Genomic DNA, 20,031 nt, shown 5'->3' with positions numbered 1-20,031 from the left:
AGGATGATTTCTCATGTTTGAACGTATCATCAGATTCGCCATCGAGCAGCGCATCGTAGTAATGATCGCCGTTCTGATCATGGCGGGTATCGGTATCTACAGCTATCAAAAGCTGCCCATCGATGCGGTACCCGATATCACCAACGTCCAGGTGCAGATCAACACTGCAGCGCCTGGTTACTCGCCCTTGGAAACCGAACAACGGATCACGTTTCCAGTTGAAACGGCCATGGCCGGTCTCCCGGGCCTTCAGCAGACCCGTTCCCTGTCTCGCTCTGGCCTGTCTCAGGTCACCGTGATCTTCAAGGATGGCACTGACATCTTCTTTGCCCGCCAGTTGATCAACGAGCGGCTGCAGGTTGCGAAGGAACAGCTGCCAGAAGGTGTAGAGGCCGTCATGGGTCCGGTATCTACCGGCCTCGGCGAGATCTTCCTGTGGACTGTTGAAGCCGAAGATGGCGCGGTCAAAGAGGACGGTACGCCGTACACCCCGACCGACCTGCGCGTGATCCAGGACTGGATCATCAAGCCTCAGCTGCGTAACGTCCCGGGTGTGGCCGAGATCAATACCATCGGCGGTTATGCCAAGCAGTTCCTGGTTGCGCCGGATCCAAAGCGCCTGGCTACCTACAAGCTGACACTCAATGACCTGGTCGCAGCGTTGGAAAGTAACAACGCCAACGTCGGTGCCGGCTACATCGAGCGTAATGGTGAACAGTTGCTCATCCGTGCACCGGGTCAGGTAGGCAATATCGAAGACATCGCCAACATCGTGATCACCAGTGTGGATGGTGCACCGATTCGCATCAGCAGCGTTGCTGACGTCAGCATCGGTAAAGAGCTCCGTACAGGTGCTGCTACTGAGAACGGCCGCGAAGTCGTGCTCGGTACCGTGTTCATGCTGATTGGTGAAAACAGCCGCACCGTATCTCAAGCTGTCGCCGCCAAATTGGCGGACATCAACCGCACCCTGCCAAAGGGCGTGGTGGCTGTGACTGTTTACGACCGTACCAACCTGGTTGAAAAAGCCATCGCGACGGTGAAGAAGAACCTGGTGGAAGGCGCGATCCTGGTTATCGCCATTCTGTTCCTGTTCCTCGGCAACATCCGTGCGGCTCTGATCACCGCGATGGTGATTCCGCTGTCCATGCTGTTCACCTTCACAGGCATGTTCAACAACAAGGTCAGTGCCAACTTAATGAGTTTGGGGGCACTCGACTTCGGCATCATCGTCGACGGTGCCGTGGTTATTGTAGAAAACGCGATCCGTCGACTGGCTCATGCGCAACATAAGCATGGCCGCATGCTCACCAAAACCGAACGCTTCCACGAGGTCTTTGCCGCGGCGCGAGAAGCTCGCCGGCCGCTGATCTTCGGTCAGCTGATCATCATGGTGGTGTACCTGCCGATCTTCGCCCTCACCGGCGTCGAAGGCAAAATGTTCCACCCGATGGCCTTCACCGTTGTGATGGCGCTGCTGGGTGCAATGGTCCTGTCCGTTACCTTTGTTCCTGCAGCTATTGCCATGTTCGTCACTGGCAAGGTGAAGGAAGAGGAAGGCGTGGTCATGCGCACAGCTCGACTGCGCTATGAACCGGTTCTGCAATGGGTGCTGGGACATCGGAACATCGCTTTCTCGGCCGCAGTAGCCTTGGTCGTGCTCAGTGGTTTGCTGGCAAGTCGTATGGGTAGCGAGTTCATCCCAAGCCTCAGTGAGGGTGACTTTGCGATGCAGGCCATGCGTGTGCCTGGAACGAGCCTCACTCAATCTGTCGAGATGCAGCAGCGTCTGGAGAAAGCGGTGATTGCGCAGGTGCCTGAAGTTGAGCGGATGTTCGCACGCTCGGGTACCGCAGAAATTGCATCTGACCCGATGCCGCCGAACGCCTCTGACGCCTACATCATGCTCAAGCCTCAGGATCAGTGGCCTAACCCGAAGAAGCCTCGTGATGAGCTGATTGCTGAAGTGCAGAAGGCCGCAGCGGGTGTTCCAGGAAGCAACTACGAGTTGTCGCAGCCAATCCAACTGCGTTTCAACGAGCTGATTTCGGGCGTGCGTAGTGACGTCGCTGTGAAAGTCTTCGGCGATGACATGGACGTGCTCAACAACACCGCCAACAAGATCGCGGCAGCGCTCAAAGCGGTCCCGGGCTCATCGGAAGTGAAAGTTGAGCAGACATCCGGCCTGCCGGTGCTGACCATCAACATTGACCGCGAAAAAGCAGCACGCTACGGCCTGAACATCGCGGATGTTCAGAACTCGATCGCTATCGCCGTGGGTGGCCGTCAGGCCGGCACGCTGTATGAGGGCGACCGTCGGTTCGACATGGTAGTACGCCTACCAGAGACCGTTCGCACCGACGTAGCGGGTATGTCCAGCTTGCTGATCCCGGTACCTGCCAATGCGGCACAGGGTGCCAATCAGATCGGCTTCATCCCGCTGTCCCAGGTCGCCAATCTGGACCTGCAACTGGGCCCGAACCAAATCAGCCGCGAGAACGGCAAACGTCTGGTTATCGTCAGCGCCAACGTTCGAGGCCGCGATCTGGGGTCCTTCGTTGAGGAGGCGACCGCATCGCTGGACAAGAAGGTGCAAATCCCTGCGGGCTACTGGACGACTTGGGGGGGCCAGTTCGAGCAGCTGCAGTCGGCTGCCAAACGCCTGCAGATCGTTGTTCCAGTCGCCTTGCTGCTGGTCATGACCTTGTTGTTCCTGATGTTCAACAACCTGAAGGACGGCATGCTGGTCTTCACCGGTATTCCATTCGCACTCACCGGTGGTGTTGTGGCGTTGTGGCTGCGGGACATCCCACTGTCGATCTCGGCAGGTGTCGGCTTCATTGCACTGTCCGGCGTTGCAGTACTGAACGGCCTGGTGATGATTGCCTTCATCCGCGGGCTAAGGGAGGAGGGACGAACGCTCAGACAGGCAGTCGATGAAGGTGCATTGACCCGTCTGCGACCTGTTCTGATGACAGCCTTGGTAGCGTCCCTGGGCTTCATCCCGATGGCTTTGGCCACCGGCACCGGTGCCGAAGTTCAGCGGCCATTGGCGACGGTGGTGATTGGCGGGATCCTGTCCTCCACCGCACTGACCTTGCTGGTACTGCCTGCCCTGTATCACTGGGCACACCGCAAGGATGAAGACGGCGACGAGGCCGAAGTGGTTAGCTAACAGCCTCCGCTAAAGAGAAGCCCACAACACGTGTTGTGGGCTTTTTTGTTTAAAGTGAAGTAGATGCACTTACCTTTCAAAATTGTAAGTTTCTCGTCATGCCGGTGATGCCTATGCATTGCTAAGGTTACGCCCGAGAAGTTTTGAAATTGAGAGGGTTTTATGAAAAAGCTAATTATCGCTGCTGCACTTGTTGTTTTCTCGGTGGCTTCGCAGGCCAACACTTTCTCCGAGAGCAAGCAGCTTCAATACACCAAGGAACACCAGACCGCAGTGGCCAAGTACGCGGAGAAAAATGGCAAGCCAATGCCAGAGATTCAGGATTACAAATATGGCATGAAGATAGACGTTGCGAAATTCGTACGTCAGTCGCAGGACCCCCGTACCTGCCAGGTCTATCCACGGTTGATGACCTTCGAGGACTCCCAGGGCACGCTCAAGACTGTTCGTTACTCGATGTATTCGCAATGCATCAACAACAAGTAGTAAACGATTTGAACAGAACAATTAGAGAATTCATAAATGCCAGGCAGTGCCTGGCATTTTTTATTACGCCCGATACCCCATAGCTTCGAAATGTTAACGCCTGGGCTCGGGCAAACCGTGCAATAGATCTTAGCCAACCAACAGAGACGGCTCCCCAACTGCAGAGGGCAATTGGAAGCCTTGACCCCAGAAGGGACGAGTTATGAAGAGTTTGCTTGAACGCCCTGATGACCAAGCCGGGCATGAAGGTCATAGCCATGAGCATGGCGGCATTTTTGGAATGAACACAGAGCTGATTTTCGCGCTGATCTGTGGTGCTCTCCTGGGTGCCGGAGCTCTCGCAGGAAAACTTGGCCTGATTGATCGTCTGCCTCTGATTCTGTACGTGTCGGCCTACGTGTTCGGTGGATGGTTCACCACTAAGGAAGCGGTTACCAACATCCGTCAGAAACGCTTCGAGATCGACTCGCTGATGCTTCTCGCCGCAGTCGGTGCCGCGAGCATCGGCGCCTGGGCGGAGGGGGCTCTGCTGCTGTTCCTGTTCAGTCTGGGGCATTCCCTTGAAAGCTACGCGATGGGGCGGGCCAAGAAAGCGATTGAGGCACTGTCCAAGCTCGCACCAGCCACCGCGATCGTACGCAGAGCAAATGGCACGGTGGAGATGCCCGTGGAGCTGCTGGTTCCCGGTGACGTTGTCATCGTGCGCCCCAATGACCGCCTGCCGGCCGATGGTTTTGTAGTCGTAGGCTCCTCAAGTATCAACCAGGCGCCAGTAACCGGTGAGAGCGTCCCCGTGGACAAGCAACCTGTTCCTGATGCCGAACTCGCACGCAGCAAGCCAGATGCAGTGGATGCAGCCTCGAAAGTCTTCGCCGGTACCATCAATGGCGAAACGCTCATCGAGGTTGAGGTAACACGGCGCTCTACGGAGAGTACCTTGGCGCGGGTCATCAAGATGGTCAGTGAAGCCGAAGTCAGGAAGTCACCGACCCAGCGATTCACGGACCGCTTCCAACGCATATTCGTCCCGTTGGTTTTACTGCTGGTAGTCGGGCTGCTATTTGCCGGCATTTTCCTTGACGAGCCGTTCCGTGACTCGTTCTACCGGGCGATGGCCGTACTGGTTGCAGCCAGCCCCTGCGCGCTCGCGATCGCTACACCAAGCGCCATTCTCTCTGGCATCGCCAGGGCAGCCCGAGGTGGCGTGCTGATCAAGGGCGGTGCGCCACTTGAAGAGCTTGGATCATTGAATGCCATGGCATTCGACAAGACCGGTACCCTGACCGAAGGGCGCCCACGTATCACCGATGTAATACCCATAGGCGGCACGCAGATCGAGGATCTGCTAAACGTCGCCATCGCTGTGGAGTCGATGAGCGACCATCCGCTGGCTGCGGCAATTGTGCGTGACGGTGAAGAGATGATTGGCACACGGCGCCGATTCCAAGCCAAGAACATGAGCAACATGATTGGCCGCGGCGTGCGTGCTGAGCTTGATGGGCAGTTCGTCTGGATTGGCAAGGTCGAGATGTTCGGTACCAATGGTATTCCCGCACTCAGCAAGGCAGCCCTGGAGGCTGCGGAGCGTCTACGTCAGTCAGGCCGTACCACCATGGTGGTACGGCGTGCTGACAAGGATCTGGGCGCTATCGGGCTATTGGACACACCCCGGGAGGGGGCCAAAGAGGCACTCCAGAAGCTTAGAGAGATGGGCATCGAACGCATGGTCATGATTTCTGGAGACCACAACCGCGTTGCAGAGGCTGTAGCCAAACAAGTTGGCTTAGATGAAGCGTGGGGAGACCTGATGCCGGAAGACAAGGTCAAGGCCATCAAAAACCTGCGCCTTAGCGCCAAGGTGGCCATGGTGGGTGACGGCGTCAATGATGCCCCTGCCATGGCCAGTTCGAGCGTTGGTATCGCAATGGGGGCTGCTGGATCTGATGTTGCCCTGGAAACGGCTGATATCGCGCTTATGGCTGACGACATCAGGCAACTCCCATTTGCGGTGGGGCTGAGCCGTCACACGCGATCGATCATCCACCAGAATCTGTTCGTCAGCTTGGGGATTGTGGCCATCCTGGTTCCGTCCACCATCATGGGCTTGAGCATTGGTGCCGCTGTTGCGATCCATGAGGGCTCCACACTGTTGGTCGTCTTCAACGCCTTGCGCCTGTTGGCCTACCGCAGAAGCACCTGATCCCTGAGCTTCAATCATGAAGCTAAGCAGGGAAATGACCCGTACTTTTCTCTCACTCGTCGATCCCGATGCGCTTGAGGCTTTCAAGGGCCTTTCCGCACTCAGGTGAGCCATGCCGTAAGCCGCAGGCCAATGCAGCTTTGAGGCTCATGACACCGGCTACGAAACCGACTTGATTGCCGACTCCGTGTCCGTCCGCAAATCCCTGATCATACGCAATCTCGACAAGCGCATTGATCGCCGCCAGGGTGTCCTGTTTGTTTTTACTCTTTTGCATATCTACTCCGCGAGCATTCAGCTCATATCGCTCGGTTAGGTGGCGGCGCCTTCAGGTTTGGGGTGAGCGAATCCCGCTCCCATAGCCAATCCCTAACGGGGGGCTCAGCCCGCCACCGTAAGGAAAATCAGCTATTGAGAGCAGATGACTCGTTTTGGTCACCCGTGCTGCTCGCCTCACCGCATTGGCACTGAGTGGGTACATCCGGGTAGTCGCTGTGATTCTCAATGAACAGCGTTCGGCAGGTTTCGCACCCATAGATCCGGGGCAGGGATTTAAGGCCGCTCGGAAGCACGTCACTCAGAGGCTCGTTATGCCAAGGAGCCCCGTCAAGGATTCTTGAACGCAGGATGTTTCCCAGGCGCCAGGTGTCACTTTGTGCGCGCCAGGACCACATCGGCGCAGAAAGCGAATACTGGATGAAGGTCTCTTGTGACTGCCTGGATAGCGGGTACTTGGGGCGGGTCCAGCCGGAATCGATGATGCTGAACCCCATGCCCATTTCTGCGCTCGGGTGGGTCTTTTCACCAAAGAAACGGTCATGCGTCGCTGGAGCCGTCGCATGATGGTCAGTCGGTGGGAATACCCACAGATAACACTCATCCCGGTTGACCATGCTGATGAGCTCGCTTGGCCCCCGCATGGGGGAATTTGCAGCCAGGGCGAAGCGATCCTTCCACGACATTTTGGGAGGCGGCGCAATACCAGCAGCGATGGCCAACGTGGCAGTCTTGGGGACGAAGCGATCGCCTAGCTCGTTCAGATCCAGGTTCTTGCAGAGAGCCTTGAAGGCCTTTTTGCGAGTCTTCGAGCTGAAGGAGGGGTCAAGGAGCAGGCGAACCTGGTTCACGCCGATTCCCGCAGTTCGTAGCACCTCAATGACTTCTTCAGCCACACCGACTGCTTGAAGATCGGTCAATCCTAAGCACGTTTTCGCCCGCTCGACCGCCGCGTAGAGGTTGTACTGCCGTGTCTCGTTGTCACGACAGACCTGAATTGGCAGCTTGTCTTGGATGGCAACTTGCGGTGCAACGGAGCCGATGGCCGCGTGGAACAGCTGGTGGAGGTGCAGATGAGAGTACGGGCGGCCAGAAGCCGAGAACGAGGCGTGCAGCTGAGCAGCGAGAGGTTGAAGCAGCTTTTTTGCAGACATGACTATCCCCTAATGAGCGACGTTGGGGTAGCTGCGCTTGTAGGGCCGTTAGACGCGAAGCTGGACGTCGAATCAGGTTCAATCATGAATAGGAGTCAGGTTTGATTTGCTTGCACGGCCACCATGCAAAGCCCGACGCGGCAATCACATCAGATTCGCCGAGCTTTGGCAAGAGCGGTCATCGGTAAGCGAAAGCAGGTAGGAGGAGGGCGCTCCATGCTTGATCACCTCCAGAAACAGGAAAGCCGGAAGCACGTTGAGCGCTTCCGGCTTTCTCACGTCAGACTGATGAGAGGGATCAGAAGACGTATTGCAGGCGGGTCACGATGGCATTGCCGCTGTCGTCGCCCACGGTGTTCTCGTTGTTGTCGGTGCGCACGTTGATGTAGTTGGCACTGACTTTCACCGCCTCGTTGACGTACCAGTTCACACCCACCGTGTGGCTCTTGGCCTTGCGCTCGTTCGATTGGTCCGCCGCGGTGACCAGGTTGCCGTCTTCGACCTTGATATCGTCAAAGCGGTAGAAGACTTCCCAGGCCCCCAGTTCCTTGTTCTCTGGTTTGATAGTGTCGAACTTGGCACCATCGAGCTTGTAGATACGCGGCTCGCCGGTCAGGGTGTAAGCCATCTGGGCGTAGTAACCGGAGGCCTTCATGTCGTTGTTGGCCTGGTCAGCTTTCAGCTTGCGGCGAAGGTATTCCGCTTGAACCGAGAACGGGCCGGTGGCCCAGGCACCTTCGAGACCCCAGACCGAGTCGTCCTTCCACAGGCCATCTTGTGCAGCAGCACCGCCAAACAGCATGCGGTTGCCGTTGGTGCCGGCATCGCCGCCGCCATTGGTATCTACACCGCGGACGCCCAGACGCGAACGAATCCGGGTATCGACCGCACTGTTTTTGAGGTCGCGGTAAGCGTACTGAGCACCGACGTGCAGGACGTTGCCATCACTGTGCAGCGGTGCGAACACGCCACGTACGTTGTAGCGCTTGGTGCTGTCGCCATCCGAGTTGTTATTGGTTTCGCTGAAAACGCTACCGGAAACATAAGCCATGTCAGCGATGGTGCTGGTGGCTTGAACACCCATGCCGGCGTTGTCGTTGATCCAGTCCGCCAGGTCGTACGAGAGGTTCCGCTCCATGGCGGTGGTCCACTTCGAACTGGTGGCTTTCTCAAGACCGAAGTCGGTGTAGAAACGGCCAAAGCGCAGTTGCACCGGCTTGAAACCCGTGTAGGTCAGGCTGGCTTCGTCGAAGTAGCCGTCGGAGTCGTTGCCCGTGTTGCGGGAAAGGTCGTAGTTGAGCTGATACTTCCAGTCGCGGTACAGCACGCCACCGAGCTCAAGGTAGGCGCGACGGAAGTAGCCTGCGTCAGCGGTATCGCCATTCTTGGTGAAGACACCATCGAAACGGCCGTAGTCGGCCTGAACTCGGCCGCCCAGTTTGAAACTGAATTCCTTGTCAGAAGTCGATACTTCAAGACCGCCCTTGGTCTTCAGAACGATGTCAGCTCCGTCAGTGGTTACTGTTCCGGAGAATGCTTGCGAGGAAAATGTGCCTATTATTGCGGCAGCCAACAGCTTTTCCCGCATGTTCGAAGAACGGATCATTGCTTGCCTCTCGTATGTTAAGTGCTTAGCTACCGACGTTATATTTCGCCCTGCGCCGGCCTAAATTTATCTTGCAGATGGGAGCAGGCCACGGTTGTCACCCGCTGTAACAAGATGCCTTTGTTCTAAGCACTCTGACTAGGTTGCAAGCGAATATGACAGTTGTGTTTCTGTAGTGTTAACGGAGGAGTTTGAAACCTAACAAAACTGTTACCGAACAAGCCAGTCCTTCTTATCAAAGAAGCTCTTCTTGATCAATCTTCGAATTTCCAAAACCTGCGGATTGCGGACAAGCTTCGTTTTGATAACAAGATAGACATCTTTCTCCTCCAGGTCGTCCAGGAAACCCGGCACGGGTAGGATATTTCTCTCCAGTTTTCGGCTGTAGTCGGGCAGCACTCCAATACACGCACCGCCAACGACAAGGCCTCGTGATAGGTTGTAGCTCTTGACCCGAGTGGTACCGCCCTGATGCTCAGCCATTATCGATGCCCACTTTCGTGAGCCCGCCAAGATCTCTTCATCCCAAGGGACAACGAGCATGAAGTTGTGCAAATCCAAGCTCTCCACTGGAAGGGTGACGCTTCTTGAATAGCGGCTGGAAATGAACAGGGCGTGCCCAATCCGGCCAAGCCTTTCAAACCTATACGTAGGATGGCGATCAAGCGCGCCTTTATCATCTGGGCTCACCAAAGCGATACCCACATCGACTTCACACTCAGAAAGCATCTGCGTTGTGCATTCTGAATGGATTTCCAGCTGCATTTCGGCATGATCACGCACGTAGGCGACTAGATCGCGGTTTACGATGTCGTTCAGCACTGGCTCTGTGATCGCGATGGTAAGCCTGGGGACTTCCTTTTCACCGGACTTGCCAAGGCCGTCTGGGCCGAAGAGCTGGCACAGGTAATGGCTGACCCTCTCGCCTGTGCGGGTCAGGGCAAGCTTGTTGTGTTTGTAGACAAACACGGGAGCACCAATGTGCTCTTCCAGTTTCTCCAAGCGTTTCCGCAGGCCTACCACTGGCACATTGAGCCCTCGGGCAGCCTGTTTGAAACTGGCACAACGTGCTGTTGCGAAAAACTCTACGGCCAGCTGATCATCAATTGGCAAATCATCCAATATGTCAGGGCTGTAAGGAACAACGCTGCTTGTATATGTTTCATTTTGTGTAACCATTAGGTCCCCCTTAATTCGGGGAATCTATCTCAATGCCACCCGGTGTTTCCTTATCTTGTCAACATTGTAATCCACGGGTCATGCATGCGTTATCGGAAGGCTTTTATTTCGAAAGCGTAATTTTCAGGCAATCCCTCTGATATTGTAGCGTGCTAGCCTAGTGCGCCGACTTGTTACTTACCATATATAGATTCGGCTAATTACGCATTTACATTTAGTTCACTATTTTTTCACCTTTGCCTCCATAGGCTTTGGGCATGGAAAATCAAACCCCACCTCTTACTACCTTACTGATTCGTTATCTGGGGATCGGCTTCATAGCAACGGGAGTCCATTATGCGGTGTTCCTATTGCTGGTTACGACAGAATTCGTTACTCCGTTACTGGCCAGTATCTGTGGCGGCATGGTTGGCGCAATCGCGAGCTTCATTGGAAATAGGGCGCTCTGTTTTGTGGCAGATGGCTCTCGTAAGTTTCAGCCTGTCAGGTTTGCACTGGTCGCGTTAACCACAAACTTCGGCAATGGCGTGGGTATGTGGTTCCTCATCAAGTCGAATCTGTCACCGCTCATCTCCCAAGTCGTAGTGACCTTAAGCCTCACTGCACTTGGATTCATTGCACATCGTTTTTGGACATTCAATCATGCAGACATTACATCGCTTTCCCGAGCGCCCTGATCCCTTGTTAACCATCGTGGTCCCTTGCTTCCAGGAAGAGGAAACCATCCCCGAGTTCCACCAGCGAATCACCCGCGTGGTGAAGCGCTTACCCGTCTCCTGCGAAATCCTCTATGTCGACGACGGCAGTAATGACCGGACGGCCGACATTCTTCGCCACTATCAGGATGGGTCATCTGTACGTTGCCTGTCCCTGAGTCGCAACTTCGGCAAAGAGGCTGCACTGAGCGCCGGGATAGACCATGCCCGTGGCAGTGCGCTGATCTTCATTGATGTCGACCTGCAGGATCCACCAGAGCTCATCGCGGCCATGGTGGACTACTGGCAACGCGGCTACGACGTGGTGAACATGCAGCGCAACCTGAGAATCGGTGATTCGTGGTTCAAGCGCATGAGTGCCCGGGCTTACTACTGGGTCATGCAGCGCCTGGTGGAGAAGGTGGACATGCCGGCCGATGTCAGCGATTTCCGATTGATTGGGCCTGCGCCGCTGGCAGCCCTGCGGGCCCTGGATGAACGCTCCAGGATTCTCAAAGGCATGATCGGCTGGGTAGGCTTTCGTACCATCGAACTGCCCTACAATCGCACTGTTCGCCATGCCGGGAGCACCAAATGGAATGCAGCTGGCCTGTTCAATCTGGCCATCGAGAGCATCGTCAGCTTCTCTCGCAAACCACTGCGCATTTTCAGCCTCATCAGTTTCGGTCTTTTCGTCTCCAGCATCTGCTACATGCTTGCGTCGCTTGTGGCAGGCAGTTTCGACATCCATCACCTGATCGTCGGAATGGCTTCATTCATGTGCGTCGGTGTCGCCATGGTGGGGGAGTACCTGGGCGTGACACTCGCGGAAGTGAAGCGCCGGCCTCTCTATTTCCTGAAGCACAGCAACAAGGCAGATCCCGTGTCACTCCACCCTTCGATGGCTTCGATCGAGGGTAAGAAATGCTGAACCTGAAGAACGAGAGGACGCTGTGGTGGGTCCTGGGTTCGATTTTGCTATTGCGTTTGGTGGGGCTGGGCATCTACCCGCTGATGGACACATCTGAGGCCCGTTACGCTGAAATGGCTCGCAAGATGGTCGAGTTGAATGACTGGATCACGCCCATGTTCGACTACGGGGTACCGTTCTGGGGCAAGCCTCCGTTGTCCTTCTGGACCCAGGCCGCGAGCATGACGGTCTTCGGCGTTAACGAGTTCGCTGCGCGCTTCCCAGCGTGGCTACTCCACCTGGCAAGCTGTTTCATCATCATCAAACTCGGCACGCAGCAGATTTCTCGTAACGCCGGCATCTGGGCTGCCATTATTTTTTCCAGCACCACACTTGGCCTGGTCTCCAGCGGTGTTGTGCTGACTGACCCTGTTTTGTCGTTCTCGATTCTGCTGGCCAGCTACGGTTTCTGGCGTTGGATGAAGTGCGCCAGCAAGGCGGATGCCTACCTGATGTTCGCAGGTCTCGGGCTGGGCTTGCTTGCCAAAGGGCCGCTGACCCTGGTGCTTATGGGGGCGCCGGCATTCGCCTGGTTCGTTATCTACAAGGAATGGGGACGGGTACTGAGGCTTCCCTGGATTAGCGGCCTTGTACTCATGTTCGGTATATCCGTGCCATGGTATGTCGCGGCCGAGATGAAAACGCCCGGCTTCATGGAGTACTTCTTCGTTGGTGAGCACTGGAGCCGCTACGTCGTCAGTAACTGGGCAGGGGACCTCTATGGTAGTGCTCATGCCAAGCCGTACGGCAGCATCTGGATCCAGCTCGGATTGTCGCTACTGCCATGGGCCTTGTTTCTACCACTGTTGATCCGCAAGCGTGGATCGATGCAGCGCTTCAAAGCCTACCTCTGGCTGTGGGCCTTGGCGACACCGGTCTTCTTCACATTTGCAGGCAACATTCTGTGGACCTACCTGCTACCCGCGCTGCCAGCGTGGGCATTGCTGCTGTCTGCACGGGTCAGCGAAGTTGGCCCGAAGACCACCTGGGCTGCCGCTGCGAGCGCATTGGTGTTGCCAATCATCGGTGCGGGCATCATCTACGCCGGGGTACTAGAGGAGCGCCCTCAGAATCAGCGGGATGTGGTTCAAGCCTGGCTCAATGTGCAGTCTGCTCATTCCGCTCCCCTGATCTATCCTGGCCGCCGCTCATACTCGTCGGAGTTTTACAGCAGCGGGAAGTCCGAGAACATCAAGGATCCTGCCAAGTGGCCGCGGGATGGCTCGTTCTATCTGTCCAGGCGCTTGCGAGACAGCAAGGATGGTCTGCCCGCTGATCTAGCTTGCACATCGATCACCGAAGCGAACGCCAGCCAGCTCCTGCTGTGCCATTGGAAACGCCCCGCACAAGGTGCCGAGGGTCTGGCCGGAGAAAGCAATGCGGAAACGCCTCGCAAGAACGAAGGCTAAATTCCAAGCACAAAAAAGCCAGGTTTTACCCTGGCTTTTTTGTCGATTTCTTTCGTCATTTGAAGTCCTATTTAACCGCCGATTAATTGTCGGCTTGTTCCTTACCATCCTTGCTTTCTTTCTTTTGCTCTTGAGCGACTTGTTGTTTGTTCTGGTCCGAAGAGTCATCGCTCCATAGGCGAGCCTGTTCGGTTCGGAAGTTCTCGTTGAACTGTTTCGTTCGCTCGAAGCCGCCTTCAGCGTAAGCGGTACCCATGAGACCCAGCAGCAGGCTGCCAATAGCGATAGATTTGACAAATTTCATTGTGAACCTCGGTTCATACTAGGCCAACCTGATTAGCGGCCTTTGTTGGTTTGTAGTTTAGGAACGCGAAGCTAACGACAAGGTGAGTCAATAATTACAATTCCGTAATTTTGGCTGCAGATAGGATGCGTTAAATCTTCAAATCTGGAAGGATCATGTCTATCTCGGCACTGTCGAGGGCGACTTCGAATTTTCTCTTAAATTACAATTTTGATATCTAGCGCGTTAATTCAGCGCGGCGTTGTTGGCCGCCCTAGGAGATAGCCATGAATGACATAGAGCCCTGGGCAGTTGCTATCGGTGACTTTCGCCGCTGCACTGAAAAACTCACTGTCCAGCTCGATGAGCTGACCTCGCAGACGCGCACCTCCAGCGCTGTTCTGGAGAGGTCGAACGAACTGGTGGAGCAGGTGGACGCTGTCGGCCGGCAGATTCAGGAGGAGGTGCGAAAGGCGGAGAAGGCTTGGTCGAACGCGGAGGAGGTTGCCTTGCGCGCCGCTGCATCAGCGTATTCAGCTGCATGCCGCGGAGTCGACACCGCCATCCAGCCACTGATCTCGGAGCTTACAGCAGCGACAAAGGCGGCGGACGCCTCTATCCAGGAGCTCAAGCGGGCACCGGTGCTGGCCAAGCGTTATGTGATGGTGGTCGCCACGGCGTTCTTCATTCTGGCGCTGATCTGTGTCTACTCGACCATGCGCCTGATCGATGCCGCCGGCAGCGTAAGTGCTCAAGAGAAAGTGAATGCTCAGTACTTCTCACACCTGTGGAAAAACGCCAATCCTGACGAACAGAAGATTATTAAGTCGGTGATTCTGCGGTCGCCCATGGACCCTGTGGTCCTTCGGCACTGATGCATTGAGGCAAACAAAAGGCCCGTCGATTGACGGGCCTAATCGTGTCTGCGCAATTTAAGCGGCGGTCATTGCCGGCTGCATTTGCTGGGCTTCCGGAAAGTGAAGGTGGAACCAGGTGAAGTTTTCTTCGGTCACCTCCACGCTCGCCGATCCCTGGTGCAGACTCATGATCGACTGCACAATGGCCAAGCCAAGACCGGTACCGCCTTCGCTCCGTGCTCGGCTCTTGTCCACACGGTAGAACCGCTCAAACAAGTGCGCGTGGTGTTCCTTGGCAATACCACGGCCGGGGTTGCCGACACTCAACGTCGTACCGCTCGCACTATGCTGCACCTTAACGTAGACCGTGCGGCCGCGAGGGCAGTAACGGATCGCGTTCGAGACCAGATTCGAGACGGCACGTTGAACCATCAGGCGATTCCCGCGCACCACGTCATCACTGCCGGAGATCTGCAGCTGAATCTCGCCTTCTTCTGCTGAAATGCTGAAGAGCTCGCACACTCGCTGAACCTCGTCGACCAAGGAGACGGATTCGAACTCCACCATTGATGCTGGATGACTGACCTGGGCCAAGAACAGCATGTCGGAAACCATGCGGCTCATGCGGTCCAGCTCTTCTGTGCACGACTCCAGAACCTCCCGGTACTCGGAAAGCGATCGTTCTCTGGTCAAGGCAACCTGGGCCTTGCCCATCAGGTTGGAAAGCGGTGCTCGAAGTTCGTGAGCAAGGTCGTCAGAAAACTGCGAGAGCTGCTGAACCCCATCATCCAGGCGAGCCAGCATGATGTTGATGCCGTCGGCGAGCATTTTGAGTTCTGCCGGCATCCCATCAGTTGGAAGGCGATGGTCGAGGCTCTCGGTTGAGATTTTCGAGGCGATCTTGAGGAACTTGGTCAGTGGTAGCAGGCCTCTGCGCACAGTCCACCAGCCAATGGCCAAGATCAGTGCGAGGATGACGGGGGACATCATCAAGGCCCAGGTCAGCAACGCATCGAGCAGCGCCTCACTGGATGACTGGTCCATGGTCATATAGACGCTGACCTCTGTTCCATCGCCCAAACGCATGATTCGAGAAGCACTCAGCAGAGGACGGTCCTGCGTATCACGCCATTCGTGCTCTTTGGGCTGGGCCGCCGGCTGAAACTTGTGCACCTCCAGATTGACCTGTTTCGAGCCAATCGAGAGCAGGGGAGTCTGATTCTGTGAGGTATCGAATATGCTCACATACAGGTTGTTGTGGCCCATGACCAAATCGACAAGCTGATGCGCATCCGCGTTGACGCCGGAGATGTCCGGGATGGTGGACAGGTTGTGAGCCATCCCCGCCATCTTTACTTCCAGGTCTGCTCTGGCATTTCTTTCCAGAGCCTTGCCTACCATCAGATAGCCAAAGGTGGCGAACAGAAGCAGCAACGCTGCGCTCATCAACCCAACTTTTAACCCCAGCTTTGCAGCCAGGCTGAATGGCCTCATGCGCGTTCCTCAAAAACGTACCCAACGCCACGAAGCGTGTGAATGAGCTTGGTTTCAAACGGCTCATCGATCTTCGAGCGCAAGCGCCGGATGGCTACATCGATGACATTGGTGTCGCAATCGAAATTCATATCCCAGACCAACGAGATGATCTGAGAGCGAGTCAGCGCTTCGCCCGTTCGGCTCATGAGCAGGTGCAGAAGCGCAAATTCCTTGGTGGTGAGATCGATGCGTGTGCCACCGCGGAAGACGCGATGGCGGACGGAGTCGAGTTCCAGATCGGCAATTTTCAGCGAGCTCTTCTCGACTAACTCATCACCACGGCGTTGCAGCGAACGGATGCGAGCAAGCAGCTCAGGGAATTCGAATGGCTTCACAAGGTAGTCATCCGCGCCGCCGTCCAAGCCCTTGAGCTTGTCATTGATGCGTCCGCGGGCGGTCAGCATGATGATGCGGACCCGGCTGGTCTTACGGATGGTTTCCAGCAGGTCCCAGCCGTCGATACCCGGGAGGTTCACGTCCAGGAGGACCAACGAATAGACATTAGTGTTGAACAAGTGCAGAGCATCTACACCGTTGTGCACGATATCTACGACATACCCGCTTTCGGATAGGCCCTGCTGAAGATATTCGGCAGTTTTAATTTCGTCTTCCACAACTAGAACGCGCATAACTTATCTCAAGGTGTGAGGAAGGAGTTGGCCTAATCCGCCAAGATTATGGTTGCAGGCTGTTCGAAAGTTTGGCTGAGGGTATGGCATGTGGTAGTCGCTACCTCTGTCCATACGCCGGGTCACCTGAGGACGCTTGAATCTTAACGCGAAGAAGCTGGCCGCGGCGAAATCCTACAAATTTGTAATGTAGCCGCAAGATTTCTGACAGTCATGCAGGCTCCACCCCTAAGCATAGCGGATTCTGGGGCCTGCGGCGGTGTATGACAGATTCGCCTGGCAGGTGGAATCGGCCAGGACAGGCAGCATTTCGGTCGTTAGCTTGCAAGGACTGGTACTGGCCTTGGATCGAGGGCGCCACGCAGGCAGACCCCATGCACGGCCGCAAACCGCAGCGCCTTTCTGCAAATTAGTTCACGTGGCGGCTCGATATTCTCTCGAATAATTATCTTACAATCTATTACATGTCCAAATTGTAATTGCCCGATCATCTTGGTGTTAGCCTCCTTTGCTAGTTTAAGGGCAGCGGAAGAGGCATCGCTGCTTTGGAAATTGTCTCATTTCAAAGCAGCTTGGCAAGAGCACCGAGCAGTTGTTCGCGCCAGTGCATTCACCTGTAAACCATACGCTCCTTTGGTAGGTGAATTTTAGCGCCCCCCTACGGGCGCTTTTTTATTAAGGGACTTCTTATGAACACTACTGTATCAGCGATCGCCGTGTTTTTGCTCTTTACATCACTAACAGCCAATGCCCAAAGCGGTATGGAGATCAATAAACGCATCGAGCGTACTGCTAGAGAGGCTACAGCGGATTATGCTCAACGCGTAAAAAAGCCCATGCCTCAACTAGAAGACTACGCCTATGGCATGGACCTGGACGTTGGTAAGTTGGTGTATGTATCACCCAGTGTGCGGTACTGCGGTAATGTAAGAAGCATGATGACCTACGAAGACTCGAAAGGCGAACTGCACATGGTTCGCTACCTGGTGAAGGGCGAGTGTGTTAATAGCCGTTAAGACTCATCAAGATGATCCCTGCGGCCACCGGATCATAGAAGCTCAATGCCGAACCGGCGCAGCAGTATGGCGAAGCCTCCGAAGCTGGCCATTGTGATGAGGATGCTGCTGATCAGTGTCGGCCAAAAGCCGAGCTTAGGTAGCAGCAATGGAAAAGCAATAAACATCGGTAGGGTCGGAAGCACGTACCAGAACGTGTACCAAGCATGGTTGGAGATCTTCTCCATGCTCTGGTTCTCTAAATAGAGCCAGACCAACGTAAGCGAACGGGCATTACACCTTGCCGACGGATACCCAGCTGTGCGGCAGCAGCTCGGCCAGAGCGCTGGCCTTCTGCGTCGGCAGTCGCGTTAGCACATCCTTGAGATAGGCATACGGATCATGCCCATTCATCCGCGCCGACTGGATCAGGCTCATGATTGCCGCCGCCCGTTTGCCGCTGCGTAGCGACCCGGCAAACAGCCAATTGGAGCGACCTAGAGCCCACGGGCGGATCTGGTTCTCGACTTGGTTGTTGTCGATGGGCACAGCGCCATCGTCCAGGTAGCGCGTCAGCGCTACCCAGCGTTTGAGGCTGTAATCCAAAGCTTTCGCCGTGGCTGAGCCGTTGGGCACAAGATCACGCTGGGCCAGCATCCAGTCATGTAGTGCGTCGAGGAGCGGTGAAGCCTTTTCCTGCCGTATTCGCCAGCGTTCTTCATTGCTCATGTCGCGCACTTGGCGTTCGACTTCGTACAGCCCAGCGATAGAGTGCAGCGCCTGTTCGGCCAGTTGGCTTTTGTTCGCCGCGTGCAGATCGAAGAACTTGCGGCGGGCGTGAGCCATGCAACCGATTTCGGTGATGCCTTGCTCGAAGCTGGCCTTGTAGCCAGCGAAGTCGTCGCAGACCAGCTTGCCATTCCACTGGCCAAGAAAATTGCGCGCATGCTCGCCGGCACGGCTGGGGCTGAAGTCGTAGACCACGGCCTTCAGATCGGCGAAGGGCGTGGTGCTGTAGGCCCAGACGTAGGCACGGTGGGTCTTCTTCTCGCCGGGCGCGAGCATCGAAACCGGGGTTTCGTCGGCATGGATCACGCGCTGGGCAAGCACCGCTTCGCGCAGCGCATCGACTAGGGGCTGGAGCTGCACGCCGGTTTGCCCGACCCACTGTGCCAGTGTCGAACGAGCGATGGCCAGGCCGGCACGGCCAAAGATCTTCTCCTGCCGGTACAGCGGTAGGTGGTCGGCGAACTTGGCCACCATCACGTGAGCCAGCAGGCCGGCGGTAGGGATCCCCTTGTTGATCACCTGGGCCGGCACGGGCGCCTGGATCAGCGTTTCGCATTGGCGGCAGGCCCATTTCCCACGCACGTGCTGTTCGACGGTGAACACGCCCGGCGTGTAGTCGAGCTTTTCGCTGACGTCTTCGCCGACGCGCTGAAGCTGGCAACCGCAGGCGCACTGGGTGTTCTCCGGCTCGTGACGGATCACGGTGCGCGGAAATTGCGGTGGCAGCGGTGTGCGCTTGGGTTGTTGGCGTGGTTCGGCTGGGGTAACCGGAGGATTGACGGCTTTCAGCTCGGCCTCGATGGCGGCGATGTCGGTGTCGAGCAGGTCATCAAGCAGGCTGCCCTGATCAGGGCTTAGCTGCTCGCTGCGCTTGGCGAACTTGTGCCGTTTGAACCATGCGATTTCGTGGGTGAGCTGCTCGATGACTGTTTGATCGCGGTGGATCTTTTTGCCCATCGCATCGACTTGCGTGAGCAACTGCGCGGCCAGTGCGCGCAGCTGGTCAGGTGTCAGTTGGTCGAGATTGGGCGAGGAAGTCATGCCGCTGATTGTGCCAGAGCAGGCGGTCAGCGGAGATAAACCGATGGGCTAATGGCAGGTGCTACAGCACTGTGATCGCGCCGGCTGCGCCGACTCGCTGCCAGGGCAACCCCAGTACCAAAGCCTGAAGTTGCTCGGTGTCGAGTTCGACTTCCGAGCCGTGCCGGATGCCTGGCCAATGAAACTTGCCCTGGTGCAAGCGCCGCGCGGCGAGCCAGATACCCACGCCGTCATGCACCAGAACTTTCATGCGGTTGGCGCGGCGATTGGCGAACAGATAGGCGCAGTGCGGCTTCGCCGCACCGAACACCGCCACCACGCGGGCCAACGCGGTTTCAGTACCCGCACGCATATCCATCGGCTCGGTGGCGAGCCAGATACTATCCACGCGGATCACTGGGCGAGCCCACGGACAAAGCGGGCGCAACCTTCAGGATCGGAGGCTGGCCATTTCACCGTGACCGATTGCGCGCCCAGCGGTAGCTCGATAATCACCGCTGCTTCAGCTGGTCGTTTGGGCGTAACCCTCGCAGGAACGAACGCCGGCAACGCCGCTGGCAGTTGATCCCGATAAAGCGGTAGCCACTTGCGAATGACGTTGGCGTTGATGCCATGGCGTATGGCCACGCTGGAGACGGTCGCACCAGGTTGCAGGCACTCCTGAACAACCTGGGCCTTGAACGGTTTGGGGTAAGAGCTTCGTTGGCGCATGGAAATCCCGGCGATAAGGGCTATCGCGTCCGCTTAAAAA

At 56.3% G+C, this 20,031-nt stretch carries 18 protein-coding genes and 1 pseudogene; 8 read left to right on the top strand and 11 right to left on the bottom strand.

All coding sequences use genetic code 11. From position 1 onward, the window contains the following. Positions 1-13: 13 nt before the first annotated feature. The 3 genes from CS390_RS00155 (at position 14) to CS390_RS00145 (ending at position 5,861) form a co-directional block, all read left to right on the top strand. Positions 14-3,175, top strand: a complete 3,162-nt coding sequence (locus CS390_RS00155) for a CusA/CzcA family heavy metal efflux RND transporter (protein WP_010951454.1) — start codon at positions 14-16, stop codon at positions 3,173-3,175. Positions 3,176-3,337: 162 nt separating this feature from the next. Continuing rightward, the gene (locus tag CS390_RS00150) at positions 3,338-3,661 is read left to right on the top strand and encodes a DUF2790 domain-containing protein (protein WP_003253432.1); all 324 of its coding nucleotides are present in this window, start codon (positions 3,338-3,340) and stop codon (positions 3,659-3,661) included. Between the two features lie 202 nt (positions 3,662-3,863). Beyond that, a complete protein-coding gene (locus tag CS390_RS00145) occupies positions 3,864-5,861 on the top strand; it encodes a heavy metal translocating P-type ATPase (protein ID WP_010951452.1) in 1,998 nt (665 codons plus the stop codon). 52 nt (positions 5,862-5,913) lie between these two features. On the opposite strand, the gene CS390_RS00140 is transcribed toward CS390_RS00145, so the two are convergent. The 4 genes from CS390_RS00140 to CS390_RS00125 form a co-directional block, all read right to left on the bottom strand. After that, positions 5,914-6,138, bottom strand: a complete 225-nt coding sequence (locus CS390_RS00140) for a hypothetical protein (RefSeq protein WP_010951451.1) — start codon at positions 6,136-6,138, stop codon at positions 5,914-5,916. 127 nt (positions 6,139-6,265) lie between these two features. After that, the gene (locus CS390_RS00135) at positions 6,266-7,291 is read right to left on the bottom strand and encodes a hypothetical protein (protein ID WP_011953109.1); all 1,026 of its coding nucleotides are present in this window, start codon (positions 7,289-7,291) and stop codon (positions 6,266-6,268) included. Between the two features lie 298 nt (positions 7,292-7,589). After that, complete coding sequence (locus CS390_RS00130; protein WP_009395904.1) at positions 7,590-8,897, bottom strand: OprO/OprP family phosphate-selective porin; 1,308 nt, start codon at positions 8,895-8,897, stop codon at positions 7,590-7,592. Between the two features lie 210 nt (positions 8,898-9,107). After that, positions 9,108-10,076 carry a LysR family transcriptional regulator gene (locus tag CS390_RS00125; protein ID WP_011953108.1) on the bottom strand — a complete coding sequence of 323 codons (969 nt, stop codon included), beginning with the start codon at positions 10,074-10,076 and terminating at the stop codon, positions 9,108-9,110. Between the two features lie 257 nt (positions 10,077-10,333). On the opposite strand from CS390_RS00125, the gene CS390_RS00120 reads away from it, so the two are divergent. From CS390_RS00120 to CS390_RS00110, 3 genes are read left to right on the top strand one after another with little or no spacing between them, the layout of a single operon-like run. After that, positions 10,334-10,753, top strand: coding sequence for a GtrA family protein (locus CS390_RS00120; RefSeq protein ID WP_010951446.1), 420 nt, complete (start codon positions 10,334-10,336; stop codon positions 10,751-10,753). Then, positions 10,719-11,702: a glycosyltransferase family 2 protein gene (locus CS390_RS00115; protein ID WP_010951445.1), complete on the top strand. Its 984-nt coding sequence runs from the start codon at positions 10,719-10,721 to the stop codon at positions 11,700-11,702. Before CS390_RS00120 ends, CS390_RS00115 begins: the two co-directional genes overlap by 35 nt. Continuing rightward, the gene (locus tag CS390_RS00110; protein WP_010951444.1) at positions 11,696-13,150 is read left to right on the top strand and encodes a phospholipid carrier-dependent glycosyltransferase; all 1,455 of its coding nucleotides are present in this window, start codon (positions 11,696-11,698) and stop codon (positions 13,148-13,150) included. Before CS390_RS00115 ends, CS390_RS00110 begins: the two co-directional genes overlap by 7 nt. 82 nt (positions 13,151-13,232) lie before the next feature. Here CS390_RS00110 and CS390_RS00105 read toward each other — a convergent pair whose 3' ends face one another. Beyond that, positions 13,233-13,454, bottom strand: coding sequence for a hypothetical protein (locus tag CS390_RS00105; protein WP_010951443.1), 222 nt, complete (start codon positions 13,452-13,454; stop codon positions 13,233-13,235). Positions 13,455-13,720: 266 nt separating this feature from the next. Between CS390_RS00105 and CS390_RS00100 the strand changes: the two genes are divergently transcribed. Further along, on the top strand, positions 13,721-14,308 hold the full coding sequence (locus tag CS390_RS00100; protein ID WP_010951442.1) for a hypothetical protein: 588 nt from the start codon (positions 13,721-13,723) through the stop codon (positions 14,306-14,308). Between the two features lie 57 nt (positions 14,309-14,365). Here CS390_RS00100 and CS390_RS00095 read toward each other — a convergent pair whose 3' ends face one another. Continuing rightward, entirely contained in the window at positions 14,366-15,784 is a 1,419-nt protein-coding gene (locus tag CS390_RS00095) for a heavy metal sensor histidine kinase (protein WP_011953107.1), read from the bottom strand. Further along, on the bottom strand, positions 15,781-16,455 hold the full coding sequence (locus tag CS390_RS00090; RefSeq protein ID WP_015268421.1) for a heavy metal response regulator transcription factor: 675 nt from the start codon (positions 16,453-16,455) through the stop codon (positions 15,781-15,783). Before CS390_RS00090 ends, CS390_RS00095 begins: the two co-directional genes overlap by 4 nt. A 689-nt stretch (positions 16,456-17,144) precedes the next feature. On the opposite strand from CS390_RS00090, the gene CS390_RS00085 reads away from it, so the two are divergent. Beyond that, positions 17,145-17,471 carry a DUF2790 domain-containing protein gene (locus CS390_RS00085; protein WP_011953106.1) on the top strand — a complete coding sequence of 109 codons (327 nt, stop codon included), beginning with the start codon at positions 17,145-17,147 and terminating at the stop codon, positions 17,469-17,471. Between the two features lie 32 nt (positions 17,472-17,503). On the opposite strand, the pseudogene CS390_RS00080 reads toward CS390_RS00085, so the two are convergent. The 4 genes and pseudogenes from CS390_RS00080 to CS390_RS00065 form a co-directional block, all read right to left on the bottom strand. Further along, positions 17,504-17,734: pseudogene (locus CS390_RS00080) on the bottom strand (DUF3147 family protein); the annotation flags it as partial. 10 nt (positions 17,735-17,744) lie between these two features. After that, on the bottom strand, positions 17,745-19,280 hold the full coding sequence (locus tag CS390_RS00075; protein WP_099773211.1) for an IS66 family transposase: 1,536 nt from the start codon (positions 19,278-19,280) through the stop codon (positions 17,745-17,747). A gap of 61 nt (positions 19,281-19,341) precedes the next feature. Then, complete coding sequence (gene tnpB, locus CS390_RS25190) at positions 19,342-19,668, bottom strand: IS66 family insertion sequence element accessory protein TnpB (protein WP_145991801.1); 327 nt, start codon at positions 19,666-19,668, stop codon at positions 19,342-19,344. A gap of 5 nt (positions 19,669-19,673) precedes the next feature. After that, the gene (locus CS390_RS00065; RefSeq protein WP_079761861.1) at positions 19,674-19,991 is read right to left on the bottom strand and encodes a transposase; all 318 of its coding nucleotides are present in this window, start codon (positions 19,989-19,991) and stop codon (positions 19,674-19,676) included. Positions 19,992-20,031: the final 40 nt, after the last annotated feature.

Origin of the sequence: Pseudomonas sp. HLS-6, assembly GCF_002753995.1 — a bacterium.
Classification (GTDB): Bacteria; Pseudomonadota; Gammaproteobacteria; order Pseudomonadales; family Pseudomonadaceae; genus Aquipseudomonas; species Aquipseudomonas defluvii.
Note: the sequence above shows the minus strand (reverse complement) of the source record. Positions and strands in the feature narration are given on the sequence as shown.